Source organism: Phenylobacterium soli (assembly GCF_003254475.1).
Lineage (GTDB): Bacteria > Pseudomonadota > Alphaproteobacteria > Caulobacterales > Caulobacteraceae > Phenylobacterium > Phenylobacterium soli.
The window spans coordinates 284,113-300,398 of record NZ_QFYQ01000001.1; the positions used below are offsets into that span (position 1 = coordinate 284,113).

Sequence of the window (16,286 nt, forward strand, 5' to 3'; positions counted from 1 at the left end):
CGGGTTCGGAGTCGCTGCGACGGTGGACGGGCGGACCATCCGCCTCCTGCCGCGCCGATCGCCTGGTCCCGGGCGCACGGACGAGCGACGGAAGACGGCAGGTCTCCTGGCTCACGGGTCACCGGCCCTCGCCCTCGCCTTCCCGGCCCGAGGCCAGTGGCGCCGCCCCCGCGAGGGGGACGGACGGACGAAGGTCTCGCCGCTTACAGTTGCGGGCACAGCCGGGGCGTCACACCCCGTTCCCTCTTGGCCTCCCGGTGAGGGGAAGACCGCCTTCGCGGGGCGGTTCATGCCCCCATGCGGCCTGGCCCGCAAGCTCACGCTGGGAAAGATGCCCCCACAGAGGGGAGGATGCTCAGCCGAGCGCGCGCTTGTAGAGGGCGAGGAGTTCGGACCAGGCCTTCTCGGCGGCGGCCGCGTTGTAGACGGCCGCGCCCGGGACGCACCAGCCGTGCATGGCGCCCTCGTAGACCTCGAGCTTCAGCGGCACCTTGGCCGCGGCGAAGGCGGCGCGGACGGTGTCCTTGGCGGCCGGGTCGGACTTGTCGTCGTTGTCCGCCTCGCAGACCAGGTACTCGCCGTGCAGCTTCGGGGCGAGCAGGTGCGGACTGTCGGCGGTCTTCGTCACGAGCGTTCCGCCGTGGAAGGTGGCGCCGGCGCCGATCCGCGCGCTGGCCGCGCCGGTGCGCAGGGTCAGCGGCCCGCCCATGCAGTAGCCCTGGACGCCGATCTTCGCCTTGCGGTTCACCTTGGCCTGGGCGTCGAGGAAGCCGACATAGGCGGTGGCGTCCTTGTCGATGCCCTCGTTGGTCATGGCGCCGCGCATGGCGAACAGCCGCTGGCGCACGGCGGGGTCGCCGAAGTTCAGCGGCCCCTCGATCACCGGCGCCTTCTGCGAGCGGTAGAAGGGGTTGGGCACGAGGACCACATAGCCGGCCGCCGCAAGCCTGCGGCCCATGTCGCGGAACACCGGGCGAAGGCCGCCGATGTCGGTCCAGATCAGAACGCCGGGATAAGGGCCCTTGCCGGGCGGGGTGAAGAGCACCGCATCGGCCACCCCGTCGGGGGTCTTCACCGACACGTCGGTCTCCACGACGACGGCGGCGGCCTGGGCCTCGGCGGTGGTGGCGTAGCCGGCGAGGGCGGCGGCGGCGAGGCCGAAGCCGCGCCGGGAGAGCCGCGGGTCGTGAGTCAGATTCTGGTCCAGTTGCTGGCTCTGGTGGATCTCGTCATCGCACATGGCGGGCCTCCCTTTTCGTGGAGGGGAAGAGGGCCGGGCGGAGATTGCAGCGGTATTTCAGTGCGGCGGGGCCGGCGCGCTGCGCGCGGTCCACGAACCAACAAAAAAGGGCGGCCGAAGCCGCCCTTTCGTGGGTTCCGGGCGGCGCCCTACGCCCAGACCTTGTAGGGGTCGGCGAAGGGCTTGCCGAGGGCGTCGGCGACGGCCGGGTGGGTCAGCTCGCCGCCCAGGACGTTGAGACCCTTGGCGAGGTGGCGGTTCTTCTTCAGGGCCTCGAGGCCCTTGTCGGCGAGCAGCAGGCCGAACGGCAGGGTGGCGTGGACCAGGGCCTCCGAGGAGGTGCGGGGCGCCGCGCCCGGCATGTTGGCCACGCAGTAGTGGACGACGCCGTCGACGGTGTAGGTCGGGTCCTTGTGGGTGGTGGGCCGGCTGGTCTCGAAGCAGCCGCCCTGGTCGATCGAGACGTCGACCAGCACCGAGCCGGGCTTCATCTGCTTGAGGTGCTCCTTGCGGACCAGCTTGGGCGCCGCAGCCCCGGCGGTGAGCACGGCCCCGATCACCACGTCGGCCTTGAGGATCTCCTCCTCCACCGCGTCGAGGGTCGAATAGCGGGTGATGCAGCGGCCGGCGAAGATGTCGTCGAGGTACCGCATGCGCGGGATCGAGCGCTCGAGGATCACCACCTCCGCGCCGAGCCCGGCGGCCATGCGCGCCGCGTTGGCGCCCACGACCCCGCCGCCCAGCACCGCCACGCGGGCCGGCGGCACGCCCGGCACGCCGGAGATCAAGAGACCCATGCCGCCGTTGTGCTTGAGCAGGGTCTCGCCGGCGGAGAACACCGCGATCCGGCCGGCCACCTCGGACATCGGCGCCAAGAGCGGCAGGCCGCCATTGTCGTCGGTCACCGTCTCATAGGCGATGGCCGCGCAGCCGGACTTCAGGAGCCCCTCGGTCTGGGCGGGGTCGGGCGCCAGGTGCAGGTAGGTGAAGAGGATGTGCTTCTTGGTCAGGCGCGCCCACTCGACGGCCTGGGGCTCCTTGACCTTCACGATCAGCTCGGCGCCGGCGAAGACGTCCTCGGCGGTCGGCAGGATCTTGGCCCCGGCCCGGACATAGGCCTCGTCCGGATAACCGGCCCCGGCCCCCGCGCCCATCTCCACCACCACCTCGTGGCCGTGGGTGACATATTCCCGGACCGCGGTGGGGGTGAGCCCGACACGATATTCGTCCGGCTTGATCTCGCGAGGCACGCCGACGCGCATGAGGCCCTCCCGTGGGCAATGTTATTGCTAGGCGCGGGAGGTTTGAGGGCAGAACGTCGCGCGGGTCAAGGGGGATGTGGGACCCTGGTCCCGGTGCAGGTGGCTTCGCTCCATTTGGATCACAGCTCGAATTTCGGCGTTAGGGGGCCGGGTTGGAGCTACGGCGAGGCGCGCGATGTCTCTCGTGGGTTGGCGCGGGCGCGGAGCGCTCGCCGGCTGTGTGGCGGCTGGGCTGCTGTGGGGCTCGGCCGGGGACGCGGCAGCGGCGGCGCATCAACGCGCGCACGTGTCGGTCAGGCCGCAGCGGGGGATGGCGTCCTATTACCGGCCCGCGCGGCTGGGCTCGAAGATGGCCAACGGCAGGAAGGCGAAGCCCGGCGGGCTGACGGCGGCCAGCAAGACCCTGCCGCTGGGAGCCAAGGCCAAGGTGACCAACCTGGAGACCGGCAAGTCGGTGAAGGTGACGGTGACCGATCGCGGGCCGCACGTGAAGGGACGGATCGTCGATGTCTCGCCCAAGGCGGCCGACAAGCTCGGGATGAAGGACGACGGAGTGGCGCCGGTGAAGGTGAAGCCTCTGGCGGAGCCGCCGCGCGGGCATCGCTGACAGGCCTGGCCGGAGAGGTCGCCTACTCGCTCCAGTCGGTCTGCGGCGGCCAGCCTTGGGCGGCGCGGGCCTGGTTGACGATGCCCTGGATGAACGCGCTCTTGGCGGCGGTGTAGGCCTCCATGTCCTCGGCATGGCGGCGCGCGAGGGAGTCCTTGAGATCGGCATATTCGCGGGCCGCGCCAGGGTGGGCGATGAGCCAGTCGCGGAACAGCCGCTCGGACTTGTCCGCCCAGCGGTCGGCGGTCACGACGTGGAGGTTCGCCGCCGCGCCGCCGCCGACGTCGTCATTTCTATAGAAGCGGCGCCTCTGGAAACCGACGTCCAGGCGTCGGTAGCCGAGCGCCGCCAGGGCCGGCTCGACCGCGTCGAGGTCGGCGAGGCGCGGCGCGCAGGCCAGGATGTCGATCACCGGCTTGGCGGCGAGCCCCGGGACAGCCGTGCTGCCGAAGTGCTCGAGCTCGAGGAAGACGCCGAGCACGGTGAGGCGGCGGCGCTCGGCATCGAACAGCCCGGCCCAGCGGGCGTCCGGCGCGGCGATGCGGACGCCGCCCAGCTGAGCGCGGTCTCCGCTCACGGGCGGAGCCTCACCACGGCACGGCTGCGCCCTGTCGGTCGAGGTACGGAGGCGGCGGAGACGGCGTCGCTCATGTCCGGACCTTGCAGACGACGGCCAAGGTTACCCTACGTCGGGCCGGCTGGACATTAGGGTGACGCTCGTTGAGCCTGCGCGGATGTTCAGTCTGGTTCCGCCCCAGGTGGTGCTCCCGGAGGACGTGGCGGCGCTTTGCGCCCATCCAGACTTCCGGGACGCCGTCGAAGCCCTGGCGCTCGCCAACGGCCGCAAGCTGGCCGCCCTGCCGCTGATCGGGCGCTGGATGACCCGCGACCTTGGCCGCACGGCCCTGTCCGGCGCAGCGATCGTGCTGGATGGCTTCTCGCAGGGCGAGGGCATGACCTTCGGCCTCCTGGTGGACTCCGCCCTGCACAACCAGGTCTGCAGTCGCGCGCGCGTGCGGCTCTATGTGGAGCGGGCCATCGCCAACGGCCTCATGGCCACGGACGCGCCCGGCGAACCGCTCTCCCACCGCACCCGGATTCAGCTCCTGCCCGGCTTCCGGGACGTGATGCGGGCCGGCATGCGGGCGACGCTGACATCGGTGGCGATGCTGGCGCCCGAGGTCGAGCCCGCGCTCGGCCGGCTCGACGAGCTCCGCTTCTTCGGCCGCGTCTCGACCGCCGTCGGCTTCCAGATGGAGATGCAGCGGGAGCTCTTCCCGACGGACCGCCCGGTCCACCTCTTCCAGTCGCGCGACGGCGGCACGCGGATGCTCGAGCACCTCATCTGCCTCCAGGCCCCCGACCGCGACCAGCTCCTGCAGTCCTGCGACATCTCCCGCTCCGGCCTGGCGCGGGCGAGCTTCAGCTCGCGCGTCCACGTCTGCCGGCTGGTCAGCGAGCTCGAGCAGGAAGGGCTGGTGCAGTTGGACGGCCGCCGTCTGACGGCCTCGCGTGCGCTGTCCGAGGACGTCGAGCGGCACTACGCGGCGATGTTCGCCCTCGCGCGGGCGGCGGTGCTCAGCGCCCTGGCGACCGACTAGCCCGTCTTCCTCCGACGGGTTGCAGGCGGGCCCGTTTTTTATGTGCAGTTGATCGAAGGCTTCGCCGTGGCGCCAATCCGCACGGCCCTGGGGGGCGGCGCACGGGGAAGCTGGACGGCCATGTTCACGGAAAACGCCGTGGCGCGGGTGCTCGGGCCCGAGCCCGTGGACGAGCCCATGGCGGTGGCCGGCTCCTCGGCATGGATCCAGGTAGTGGCGCTGGCCGCGCTCGTCTTCGGCGCCCTGGTCTGGAGCGCGCTCACCGACGTGCCGCTCAAGGTCAAGGCAAAGGGCGTCCTGCTCAACGAGAAGGGCCTCGTCGAGGTGGCGAGCGCCACCCGTGGCCGGATCCTGGAGATGGACGTCAAGCCGGGCGACATCGTGCGCCAGGGCGATCTGCTGGCCATCCTCGACGAGCCCGAACTCGCCTCCCAGCTGGAGATCCGCCGCGCCCAGCTCGAGGAGGCCCGCGCCCACGAGCGCGCCCTCACCGGCTTCAACGGCGAACTCGGCAAGGCCCAGGGCGCGGCCGTCGCCTCGCGCATCGCGGCCGACCGCGAGCGGCTGCGGCTGCTGGAGGAGCGAGAGCATGCGCTCAGCGATCGCGAGCGCAGCCTGAGGGGGCTGGCCGCGACCGGCTATGTCTCGAAGGAGTTCGTGCTGCGCAACGAGGCGGAGCTGTCGGCGGTGCGCGAACAGCTGGCAGCCCTGCGCAGCGACGTCGTCGGCGCGGGCGCCGAAGGCAAGGTCCAGACGGTGCAGCGGCAGCGCGATGTCGCCACGACCCGCTCGGACATCGCTCGACTGCAGGCCGAACTGACCGAGCTGGAGCGCAAGGCCGCGAAGGACCGCGAGCTGCGCAGCCCCTATTCGGGCAGGGTCACCGAGGTGACGCAGGGCGCGGGGGAATTCGTCGAGGCCGGCGCCTCTCTGATCTCCATGGCGCGCAGCGTCTGGCTCGACGAACACCACGAGGGCGAGCTGCGGGCCATCGCCTTCGTCCCCGCCGACCAGGGCAAGGACATCCGGCGGGGCATGCGCGTGGACCTGGCGCCGGCCGGCGTGAAGGCCAACGAATACGGCTTCATCGTCGGCAAGGTCATCGACGTGGCGGACGTGCCGGCGAGCACCGGCGGCATGATGGGCGTGCTGAAGAACGACCAGGTGGTCCGCCAGCTGTCGCAGCAGGGCCCGATGTTCAAGGTGGCCGTCCACCTCGAGCGCGCCCCGACCTACAGCGGCTACCGCTGGACCTCGTCCAACGGGCCCAAGAGCCACATCGACAGCGGCGCCCCTGTGGAGGCGCAGTTCATCACCCGTCACCAGCGGCTGCTCGGGCTCGTGATCCCGCCGCTCGCGCGGTTCTTCGCGAAGTAGCGCCGTGCTCGCCAGGCCTCGGACCCCCGTTCTCCAGCAGATGGAGCGTTCGGAGTGCGGCGCCGCCTGCCTCGGGGCGATCCTCGGCTACTTCGGACGCTGGATCCCGCTCGAACAGCTGCGGGTCGACTGCGGCGTCTCGCGCGACGGCAGCCGCGCCAGCAATGTGGTCAGGGCCGCCCGCGTCTACGGACTCCTCGCCGAGGGCCGCAAGGTCGGGCTTGAGGATGTCGGCCGGCTGCGGACGCCGTTCGTCGCCTTCTGGGCCTTCAACCACTTCGTCGTGGTCGAGCACGTCGGCCCGCGGCGCGTGGCGGTCAACGATCCGGCGGTCGGGCGCCGGCGCCTCACGCGGGAAGAGTTCGACTGCAACTACGCCGGCGTGGCGATCACCTTCGAGAAGGGCCCGGAGTTCCGCACCGGCGGGCGGCGGCCCTCGATCCTGGCGGGCCTCAGGAGCCGCTACGAAGAGTCCCGCAACGCGGTCCTGCTCGTCGCCGCCATCAGCCTGATCATGGTGGTTCCGGGCGTGCTCAGCCCGAACTTCAGCCGGCTGTTCGTCGACTACTTCCTGATCCGCAGCTTCGCCGACTGGCTGCCGCCGCTGCTGGCGGCGATCGTCGCTGCGGCGATCCTTCAGACGGCCCTGACCTTCATCCAGCAGACCTATCTGCTGCGCCTGGAGACCCGGGCCTCGGTCTCCTGGACCAGCGCCTTTCTCGACCGCCTGGTGCGCCTGCCGATCGGCTTCTTCAGCCAGCGCAGCCCGAGCGAGCTGGCCGTCCGCAGCACCCAGACCGAGGCCCTCGCCCAGCTCGCCACCGGGGCGATGGGCACGGCGCTGCTCAGCCTGCCGGCAGCCCTGATCTTCGCCCTCGTGATGCTGGGCTTCGACCGCTACATGGGCCTGCTGGTGGCGCTGTTCGCCCTCCTCGACATCGGCCTCCTCGTCCTCACCGCCCGGACGCTCGCCGAGCGCAACCAGGCGGTGATGATCCAGCAGACGAAGATCACCGGCGCGGCCGCCTCAGGCCTGCGGATGATCAGCGAGTACAAGGCCGCCGGCGCCGAGGACATGCTGTTCCAGCGCATCGTCGGCCTGAAGGCCCGGCAGGAGAACCTCAACGCGGCGCTGCAGCCGACCCGCGTGGCGCTGCAGGCCGCGCCGGGGGCGGTGAACGGCCTCGCCGTCGCCGCCCTGCTGACCGTCGGGGGTCTGCGGATCGTCTCCGGCGACCTGACCGTCGGCGTGCTGGTCGCCTTCCAGGGCCTGATGGCCGGCTTCCTCGGCCCGGTGGCGCAGCTGGTCGGCATGGGCCAGCAGATCCAGAACGGCCGCGCCCACCTCACCCAGATCGACGACCTGATGGCCCAGCCCGAGGCGCCCGAGTTCGCCGAGCCGGCCGCCGCCGGCCGGAGCTGGGCGGCCCAGCCGCTCGGGGCGGCGGCGTTCCGGGACGTGACCTTCGGCTACAGCCGCCTCGAGGCGCCGCTGCTCGACGCCCTGAGCATCGACATACAGCCCGGCGAGTGGGTGGCGGTCGTCGGCCGCTCCGGCAGCGGCAAGTCGACGGTCGGCAAACTGCTCTCGGGCCTCGAGACGCCCTGGTCCGGCGAGGTCCTGTTCGACGGGACGCCGGTGGCCGCGACGCCGCGCTCGGTGCTGCGCGCCGCGGTCGCCGTGGTCGACCAGGACGTGGTGATCTTCGAGGGCAGCGTCCGCGACAACGTCGCCATGTGGGACCCGACGCTCAGCGAGGAGGCGATCGTCACCGCCTGCAAGCTGGCCTGCGTCCACGACTTCATCGTCTCGCGCCCGGGCGGCTACGACGCCAAGCTCAGCGAGGACGGCGCGAACCTGAGCGGCGGCCAGAGGGCGCTCATCGACATCGCCCGGGCGATCGCCCAGCAGCCCGCCATGCTGGTGCTCGACGAGGCGACGGCGGCCCTCGACCCGGAAATCGAGCACCGGGTGATGACCAACCTCAGGACGCTCGGCTGCGGCTGCGTCCTGATCGCCCATCGCCTGAGCGCCATCAAGGCGGCCGACCGCATCATCGCGCTCGAGGCGGGACGTGTCGTGGAGCAGGGGCGTCATGCCGAACTGCTGGCCAGGGACGGGCTCTACGCCAGCCTGGCGCGCACCGCATGAACATCCAGGCCCATCCGCTGACGCCCGAGGCCGGGAACCCGGGCGAGGACCCGGTGGCGTTCGTCGTCGACCTGACGGGCCAGCAGGCCGCCGTCTGGCGGCTGGAGGCTGGCCGGGCGCAGATCTTTGCGATCCCGCTCCGGGATGGCGCGCCGGCGTCCAACCGGCGCTTCCTGTTCACCGTCGAGGCGCCCGGGCTGATCTTCGGACTGCCCTACGACGGCCGCCTGCGGATCGAGGCGGCGGTCGAGCCGGACAGCCGTCTCGCGCGGCTCGACTGGGCTGAGCTCGCCGAGGAGCAAGGCGGGGCCGCATGCGTGGACGCCTGGCTCGGCGGCTGGTTCGCCGCCTGCAACCGTTATCTTCCGAACCGTCCCGAACGCGACCTGGCGCTCAGCGCCGCCCTGGGCATCGACGCCGGCCGGGTGCTCGACGGGACCCATGAGGTCGCCTGGTGCCGTGCGACCGCGGGCTGCGGCGCCCTGTTCGACCTTGCCCCGGTGGGCGTGGGAGGGCTCGGGTGCTTCCCGCTCGCCTCCGGCGCCTGGGTGCGGACCTTCGAGCCGCTCACCCTGCTCCTAGAGAGCACGCCCCAGCTCCTCGCCCATGGCGAACTCGCCGAGTCGCTGGACGGCTTCCATGGCGCGGCGGTGGAGGTTGTGACGGCGGCGCTCGGCCTGGCCCGCGTCGACGAGGCCCTGCGCCGCGAGCGGCGCGCCGCGCGGATCCGGTCCGACACCCGTCGGGTGGTCGCGGACCTCGGCCGCATGGTCGGCGCCAAGGCGCCCTACGGCGTCGACCCCGCCGCCAACCAGGCGCTGTTCGGCGCCCTGCGCCTGGTCGCCACGCGGCTCGGCGTGCGGGCGCAGGGGCCGGCCGCGGTGCGCCAGGCCGACGCGGAGAGCGAACCCTCCCTGCAGGAGCTCCTGCGCGCCTCGGGACTGCGCTCGCGCCCCGTCCGGCTGACGCAAGGCTGGTGGCGTGGCGGCGTCGACGACATGGTCGCATTCGAGGGGGCGGAGCACCGGCCCGTGGCCCTGCTGCGCGCCCGCCGGGGCTATCGCATCCACGACCCGGTCACGGGCGGCTCGCGGCCGGTGGACGAGCGCAGCGCCGGCGTCCTTTCGCCCGACGCCTTCGTGCTCCACGAGCCCTTGCCCGAGCGGGCGCTGAAGCTGCGCGACCTGCTGATGTTCGGCCTGCGCGACGGCAAGGCCGACCTCGCCGTGCTCGCCGTCGCGGCGCTCATCGGCGCGACCCTCGGCTCGGTCCCGGCGATGGTCTCGAAGACCATCTTCGAGACCCTGATCCCCCAGCAGCAGACTGGGCTCCTGCTGCAGGCCGGCGCGGCCCTCGCCGCCCTCGCGCTCATCAGCGCGGTCTTCGTCTTCAGCGGCGGCATCGCCATGGCGCGGCTGCGGGCGCGCGCCTCCACGCGCCTCAAGGCCGCCCTGTGGGACCGGGTGCTGCGCCAGCCGATGTCGTTCCTGACGCGCTACTCGGCCCCGGACCTGACCCTGCGCATCGCCGCGGCCGAGAACATCGTCGGCGCCTTCCATCAGATGGGACAGCAGTCGGCGACGACCCTCGGCTTCCTGATCGCCAACGTGGCCACCATGGTCTGGCTGTCGCTGCCCGCCGCGGCCGTGGCCATCGGCCTCCTGGCGCTGCTCGCCGGGGGGACCTTCATCGCCGCGGTGGCGCAGAAGCGCGCTTTCACCCAGGGCGAGCAGGCGGAAGGCTCGGTCTCGACCTTCGTCCATGCCCTCACCAACGGGGTGCGCAAGCTGCGACTCGCCGCCGCCGAGGAGCGCGCCTTCGTCAAATGGGGCGACCGCTTCACCCGCTCGCGCCTCAAGCTGATCAACGTCCGCAAGGTCGGCGTCGGCTATTCGGTGTTCCTGGCGGCCTTCAACCTGGCGGCCCTGGCTGCGATCTTCGCCGTCGTCGCCCAGCTGAAGACCTCCCCGGTCAGCGCCGGGGCCTTCATCGGCTTCGTCACCGCCTTCGGCGTGGCGCTCGCCTCGCTCGCGAGCCTGGGGCGCGTGGCCCTGCAGCTCGCCTTCCAGCTCGCCTCGGTCCCTTACGTCCAGCCGTTGCTGGACGCGGTTCCGCCGCCGGACCGCAAGAAGTCGCCGCCCGGACGGCTGAGCGGCGCAGTCGAGGTCTCGAACGTCGCCTTCCGCTACACGCTCGACGGCCCGCTCGTGCTCGGCGGCGTCAGCTTCGAATCGGCCCCCGGCGAGTTCGTCGCCATCGTCGGGCCGAGCGGCTGCGGCAAGTCCACCCTTGTCAAGCTGCTGCTCGGCCTGGAGCCGCCGGCGGCGGGCGCGGTGCTCTACGACCAGAGCGATCTCGCCAGCCTCGACGTCGACGCCCTGCGTCAGCAGGTTGGCGTCGTGCTCCAGCGCACCCAGCTGATGGGCGCCAGCATCTTCGACAACCTGCGCGGCGCCAGCGACATCGGCCTCGAGGAGGCCTGGGAGGCCGCGCGCCTGGCCGGGGTCGACGAGGACATCCGCGCCCTGCCGATGGGCATGCACACCCTGATCGCCGAAGGCTCGCAGACCATCTCAGGCGGCCAGCGGCAGCGGCTGGCGCTGGCGCGCGCCCTGGTCCGCAAGCCGGCGGTGCTGATCCTGGATGAGGCCACCAGCGCCCTCGACAACGTCACCCAGGGCGAGGTGATGCAGAACCTCGCGGGCCTCGCCTGCACGCGGATCGTCATCGCCCACCGCCTGAGCACGATCATCGACGCCGACCGCATCGTGGTCCTCGACCAGGGCCAGGTCGCCGAGACCGGAACCTACGCCGAGCTGATGGCGGCCGGCGGACTCTTTTCACGGATGGCCGCCCGTCAGTCGGCTGCTGCTTGAACGACCCAATGGCGGCCGGGGGGCAATCCGACCGTCTCCAGAAAGGGACATGGACATGGCGAAGAACACCAAGGGCGGCCACGGCGACGCGCCGGGCGAAGCCCTCGATCTGGACGCGCTCGATCAAGTGGTCGGCGGCGCCGACACCAAGCCGCCGAGCCTGTTCGGCGGGCTGTTGGACACCCTGACGACCGCGATCGAGCAGACCCCCACGAAGGTCGTCCAGGCGGTCGAGGAGACCAGGACGGCGGTCAGCGAGGGCCTGAAGTACGCCAACGCGACCGCCTCGATCAGCGAGGACATCGTCCGGGCGACTTCCGGCAAGAGCGGGGCCGCGGCCGCCAACGCCATGGAGGACGTGATCCGCGGCTCGGCCAAGACCATCGCCAGCTCGCTGGGCGTGTCGCAGGCGGTGGCCGACACCCTGGCCTGGTCGGCGGCCTACAAGGCGGTGTTCGAGACGGGCTCGGCGGCCCGCGCCGGCAGCGCGGCGCTCGAGGCCATGAAGAACGACCTGCGGGCCCACGTGGGCGACGTCTGCAAGGGCCTCGCCAACGAGATCTCCTATGGCGGCGCGCTGAAGACCAGCCTCAGCCGGGCCAGCGACGCCATGGCGGACGCCATCGCCAAGGCGGGCCCCGCCGCCGAGCGCGAGATCACCGAAAAGGGCAAGATCGCCTTCGAGACCGGCCTTGAGCTCGCCAAGAAGCACCCGGTGGGCAAGGCGGTCATGGCCGCTCTGGACGATCCGAAGAACACCGACGCCTGGTCGAAGGTGGTCTCGGAGATCGCCGTCAGCAAAGGACTGCCGAAGCAGGCGACCGCGGTGAAGTTCCTGCTCGAGGGCATGACCTCCCAGGCGGTGGCCAAGGCCATCGGGCTCGGTGACTTCCCGCCACAGGTGAAGCAGACCGCGAAGGCCCTGGTGACGACCCTGGAGAATGTCGAACGGGCGGTCGTCGACCTTCACAGCAAGTCGTTCGTCGAGGGCATGACCTTCGGCCTGGGGATCAAGGGTATCGTCGACATCGGCCTGAACGCCGCCCAGCTCGGCAAGGCCCTCGTCTCCGGCGACACGGGCGCCATGCAGCGCGCCGCCCAGGCCCTAGTGACCGACGCCTTCAACGACATGAAGGACGGCCTGAACCGCGCCTATGTGCAGGGCGCCGCCAAGGCCTTCGACTATACCAAGGACATCACCATGGGCCTGCTGAACGGCCTGGGCGCGACGCCCTACGCCGAGGTGGCGGTGCGCGAGGCGGGCAAGGCAATGACCGAGTTCGGCAACATGGCCAAGAACGGCTCGGTGGCGGCGGCCAACGCGATCGCCGATTTCGCCAAGAACGACGTCGCCGGCGCCGGGGTCCGCGCCGTCGACGAGCTGCGCGGGGTGGCCAAGACGGCCGGGGCCGCCGCCGACACCGCCGTCGACGCCCTGGGAACCGCCGCGCGGTCGGGAGCCAAGTACGCGGAAGGGGCGGTGAACGCGTTGATCGACGTCTCGCGCTCGCCGGGGGCGTCGGCCGTGAAGGCCGTGGGCGCGCTGGGCGACATCGCCGAGTCCAGCGCCGGCCAGGCGCGGTACGCCGCCTACGCCCTCGTCGACCTGTCGCGCGCGGCGGGGCCCTTCGCCCAGCACGCCATGGGCGAGCTGAACGGCCTGGCCCGCAGCGGCACGCGTCAGGCGGCCATCGCCGTCGAGGGGCTGACCGACATCGCCAAGTCCGGCGCCAAGTTCGCCCAGGATGCGGTCTTCACCCTGATGGACGTCTCCAGGTCCGGCGCGGCCACCGCCGTCCAGGCGGTGAACGGCATCGCCGACGTGGCCAAGTCGGGCGCCCAGCAGGCCACCGCCGCGGTCAACGGCCTGGTCGACCTCGGCAAGGCCAGCGGCAAGCAGGCCGAGCTTGCGGTCAACGCACTGGGCGACGTGGCCAAGTCGGGTGTCCGCCAGGCGAGCCTGGCGGTCGACGGCCTGAAGAGCCTCGGCGAATCCGGGGCGCAGTGCGCCAGCAAGGCCATCGACACCCTGGGCAGCGTGGCCAAGTCCGGCTCGGCCTACGCCAACCAGGCGATCGACGCCCTCAAGGGCCTGTCCGGGCATGCGGAGTACGCCGGCAAGGTTCTGAAGGGCGTCGCCGACAGCGGCATCGACTACGCCAAGTCGGCCTGGGACAGCGTATCGAGCTTCTTCAAGGGCCTGTTCTGAGGCGGCCCTTCCTGAGCGAGGCTGAAGCGGGATGCAGATCGACCAGACCCTGCGCGACGGCGTTCCGATCGTCGCCCTGAAGGGACGGCTGGACAGCCGGGCCGCCGAGCTCTGCGCGGCGCGGCTCGTTCCGCTCGCCGGCGACGGGCGTCCGGCGCTGATCCTCGACATGGCCGAGGTCGGCTATGTCGGCGGCGCGGGCCTTCGCGTGCTGATCATGCTGGCGGCCCGCGCCCGGGCCTGCGGCGCCGCCTTGAGCATCGCCGCGCCGCCGCAGCCGCTCATCCAGGCCCTCGCCTTGAGCGGCCTGGGCGAGCGGCTGGAGGGCGTGCTGCCGGCCGTGTGACTGCGCCGGGCCGCTCCATCCGGCCCCGGTGGCTTCCGCTACGTCCGGCTTGACGGGCGCTGGGGCGGGGCGGCTCCGTGGGACGGAGCATAGGGAGGAAGACGCCATGCAGGTCACAGCCGCCGTCACGCGGGCGCCGGGCGCCGCGTTCGAGCTGGCCAGCGTGGAGCTGGACGAGCCCCGCGCCGACGAGGTGCGGGTGCGGATCGCCGCCGTCGGCGTCTGCCACACCGACCTGGTGGCGCGGGAGGGCGGCATGCCCTTCGCCATGCCGGCGGTGCTGGGGCACGAGGGCGCGGGCGTGGTCGATGCGGTGGGCGCGGCGGTGACCAAGGTGAAGGTCGGCGATCGGGTGGCGATCACCTTCCGCTCCTGCGGGCAGTGCGCGCGCTGCCAGAGCGGGGATCCGGCCTACTGCTACATGATGCCGGCGCTCAACTACATCGGCATGCGGCCGGACGGGTCGAAGGCTCTGCACGAAGGCCAGGTGGACGTCTCGTCCAATTTCTTCGGCCAGAGCTCCTTCGCGACCTATGCCCTGGCCTACGAGACGAACCTCATCCGGCTGCCCGACGACATCCCCTTCGAGCTGGCCGCGCCGCTGGGCTGCGGGGTGCAGACAGGGGCCGGCGGGGTGATGCTGGCGCTGGGGGCCAAGGCGGGCTCGGGCATCCTGATCACCGGCGGCGGGGCGGTCGGCCTCTCGGCCGTGATGGGGGCGAAGATCCAGGGCTGTTCGACGATCATCGTGCTGGAGCCGCATGCGGAGCGTCGGGCCCTGGCGAGCGCGCTGGGGGCGACCCACGTGCTCGACCCCGCGCAGGCCAGCGACCTGGCGGCGGCGGTGCGGGCGATCGTGGCCACGGGCGTGGACTACGCCTTCGACACCACCGGGCGGCCCGAGGTGCTCTCCGGCGTCATGGGGGCGCTGGCGCCCAAGGGCGTTCTGGGGATCGTCGGCATCCCGCCGGCCGGAACGCCCCTGCCCGGCGACCTCGGAACCGTGCTGACCTTCGGCCAGACCGTGCGCGGCATCATCGAGGGCGACAGCGACCCGGACGAATTCCTTCCCGTCCTCATCGAGCACTGGCGGGCCGGCCGGCTGCCGCTGGAGAAGCTCGTGAAGACCTATCCCTTCGCCGAGATCAACCAGGCCATCGCCGCCCAGCATCACGGCGACTGCGTGAAGGTGGTGCTGACGCTCTGAACTGCTCTCCCGCGCGCGGGAGAGGGCGCCGGGGTTGACGGGTCTGGCGCGCGGGGGTTTGTCGGCGGCTCGGTGAGATCAAGGAGCTGCCCATGCACACCCGCAAAGTCGGTCCGTTCGACGTCTCGGCCATCGGCCTGGGGTGCATGAGCCTTTCCCACGCCTATGGGACGCCGCCCTCGCGGGAGACGGCCGAGCAGGTGCTGCGCGGGGCGCTGGAGGCGGGCTACACCTTCTTCGACACCGCCGCCGTCTATGGCCTGGGCCACAACGAGAGCCTGGTGGGCGAGGTGCTGGGGCCGGACCGGGCGAAGTTCACCCTCGCCTCGAAGTGCGGCCTGACCAATGCGGCGGCCACCGAGCGCGGCATCGATGGGCGGCCGGAGACCATCAAGGGCACCTGCGAGGGCAGCCTGAAGCGGCTGAAGACCGACGTCATCGACCTCTATTACCTGCACCGGCTGGACCGGAAGGTGCCGATCGAGGAGAGCGTCGGGGCGCTGGCCGAGCTGGTCCGCGAGGGCAAGATCCGGGCGATCGGGCTGTCGGAAGTCTCGGCCGAGACCCTGCGACGCGCCCACGCCGTGCACCCGATCGCGGCCCTGCAGACCGAGTATTCGCTGTGGACGCGCAATCCCGAGGTGGCGGTGCTGGACGCCTGTCGCGAGCTCGGCGTGGCGTTCGTCGCCTTCTCGCCGGTGGCGCGGGGCTTCCTGGCCGGCGGGGTGACGGACGTCGCCAGCCTGGTCGAGGGCGATCTGCGGCGGGCGATGCCGAGGTTCCAGGGCGAGGCCTTCCAGCACAACCTCAAGCTCTTCGACGGCTTCAAATCCCTGGCGGCCGAGGCCGGCTGCACCCCGGCCCAGCTCTGCCTCGCCTGGCTGCTGGCCAAGGACCCGATCATCGTGCCGATCCCGGGTACCGCCAATCCCGAGCACATGCGGGAGGACGCGGCGGCCGAGGCGGTCCGGCTGTCGCCGGAGGTTCTCGCGAAGGCCGAGGCGCTGGTGAACGCGCAGACGGTGGCGGGCAACCGCTACAGCCCGGCGCTGCAGGCCTCGATCGACACGGAGTTGCTGCCGAACGAGACGGTCGCGGCCTGACGGCCTGGCGGGGTCCTTCCGCGACCCGTTCTCAACTTGAAGCTACGGTACGATTCCTTCACCACGCCTGGTTTAGCCTTCGCCTCAAAGCTCATCGAAGAGAGGTGAGGGATGGGGACGAAGACATTCCACGGCCAGTCGCTCGAGGACGTCGACGACAAGGCCGACGCCTGGCTGGCGGAGCATCCGCAGCTGAAGAACGTCCAGATGCACGCCCTGGGCGTCCGCGAGGCGGCGAACGGCAACACGCCGCCGCCGCGTGAGGCCGGGCGCTGGAGCATCGTGCTCTCCTACGAGGACTGACCC

General features: G+C 71.7%; 13 protein-coding genes and 1 riboswitch. Of the genes, 10 read left to right on the plus strand and 3 right to left on the minus strand.

Translation table 11 applies throughout. The features are described from left to right. Window positions 1-79: 79 nt before the first annotated feature. A riboswitch (cobalamin riboswitch) is annotated at window positions 80-289 on the minus strand. A 66-nt stretch (window positions 290-355) separates the two neighbouring features. Then, window positions 356-1,240 carry a dienelactone hydrolase family protein gene (locus DJ017_RS01435; RefSeq protein WP_111527034.1) on the minus strand — a complete coding sequence of 295 codons (885 nt, stop codon included), beginning with the start codon at window positions 1,238-1,240 and terminating at the stop codon, window positions 356-358. 149 nt (window positions 1,241-1,389) lie between these two features. Then, complete coding sequence (gene ald / locus DJ017_RS01440) at window positions 1,390-2,502, minus strand: alanine dehydrogenase (RefSeq protein WP_111527035.1); 1,113 nt, start codon at window positions 2,500-2,502, stop codon at window positions 1,390-1,392. A gap of 310 nt (window positions 2,503-2,812) precedes the next feature. Here ald and DJ017_RS01445 point away from each other — a divergent pair, with 310 nt between their 5' ends. Continuing rightward, complete coding sequence (locus DJ017_RS01445) at window positions 2,813-3,109, plus strand: septal ring lytic transglycosylase RlpA family protein (protein WP_226999978.1); 297 nt, start codon at window positions 2,813-2,815, stop codon at window positions 3,107-3,109. A 22-nt stretch (window positions 3,110-3,131) separates the two neighbouring features. Here DJ017_RS01445 and DJ017_RS01450 read toward each other — a convergent pair whose 3' ends face one another. After that, on the minus strand, window positions 3,132-3,686 hold the full coding sequence (locus DJ017_RS01450) for a GrpB family protein (protein ID WP_111527037.1): 555 nt from the start codon (window positions 3,684-3,686) through the stop codon (window positions 3,132-3,134). Between the two features lie 157 nt (window positions 3,687-3,843). Here DJ017_RS01450 and DJ017_RS01455 point away from each other — a divergent pair, with 157 nt between their 5' ends. The 9 genes from DJ017_RS01455 (at window position 3,844) to DJ017_RS01495 (ending at window position 16,283) form a co-directional block, all read left to right on the plus strand. Next, on the plus strand, window positions 3,844-4,710 hold the full coding sequence (locus tag DJ017_RS01455; protein ID WP_111527038.1) for a winged helix-turn-helix domain-containing protein: 867 nt from the start codon (window positions 3,844-3,846) through the stop codon (window positions 4,708-4,710). 42 nt (window positions 4,711-4,752) lie between these two features. Next, a complete protein-coding gene (locus DJ017_RS01460) occupies window positions 4,753-6,087 on the plus strand; it encodes an NHLP bacteriocin system secretion protein (protein WP_165830492.1) in 1,335 nt (444 codons plus the stop codon). 4 nt (window positions 6,088-6,091) lie between these two features. Next, entirely contained in the window at window positions 6,092-8,239 is a 2,148-nt protein-coding gene (locus DJ017_RS01465) for a cysteine peptidase family C39 domain-containing protein (protein ID WP_226999979.1), read from the plus strand. Then, window positions 8,236-11,115, plus strand: a complete 2,880-nt coding sequence (locus DJ017_RS01470; RefSeq protein WP_111527041.1) for an NHLP bacteriocin export ABC transporter permease/ATPase subunit — start codon at window positions 8,236-8,238, stop codon at window positions 11,113-11,115. Before DJ017_RS01465 ends, DJ017_RS01470 begins: the two co-directional genes overlap by 4 nt. A 55-nt stretch (window positions 11,116-11,170) precedes the next feature. Further along, window positions 11,171-13,324: a hypothetical protein gene (locus DJ017_RS01475; RefSeq protein ID WP_133255360.1), complete on the plus strand. Its 2,154-nt coding sequence runs from the start codon at window positions 11,171-11,173 to the stop codon at window positions 13,322-13,324. A gap of 31 nt (window positions 13,325-13,355) precedes the next feature. Next, window positions 13,356-13,670, plus strand: a complete 315-nt coding sequence (locus DJ017_RS01480; protein WP_111527043.1) for an STAS domain-containing protein — start codon at window positions 13,356-13,358, stop codon at window positions 13,668-13,670. Window positions 13,671-13,776: 106 nt separating this feature from the next. Continuing rightward, window positions 13,777-14,877 (plus strand): NAD(P)-dependent alcohol dehydrogenase, encoded by a 1,101-nt coding sequence (locus DJ017_RS01485; protein ID WP_111527044.1) that lies wholly within the window; start codon window positions 13,777-13,779, stop codon window positions 14,875-14,877. Between the two features lie 92 nt (window positions 14,878-14,969). After that, window positions 14,970-15,980 (plus strand): aldo/keto reductase, encoded by a 1,011-nt coding sequence (locus DJ017_RS01490; RefSeq protein ID WP_111527045.1) that lies wholly within the window; start codon window positions 14,970-14,972, stop codon window positions 15,978-15,980. 111 nt (window positions 15,981-16,091) lie between these two features. After that, on the plus strand, window positions 16,092-16,283 hold the full coding sequence (locus DJ017_RS01495; protein WP_111527046.1) for a hypothetical protein: 192 nt from the start codon (window positions 16,092-16,094) through the stop codon (window positions 16,281-16,283). The last annotated feature ends 3 nt before the right edge of the window (window positions 16,284-16,286 follow it).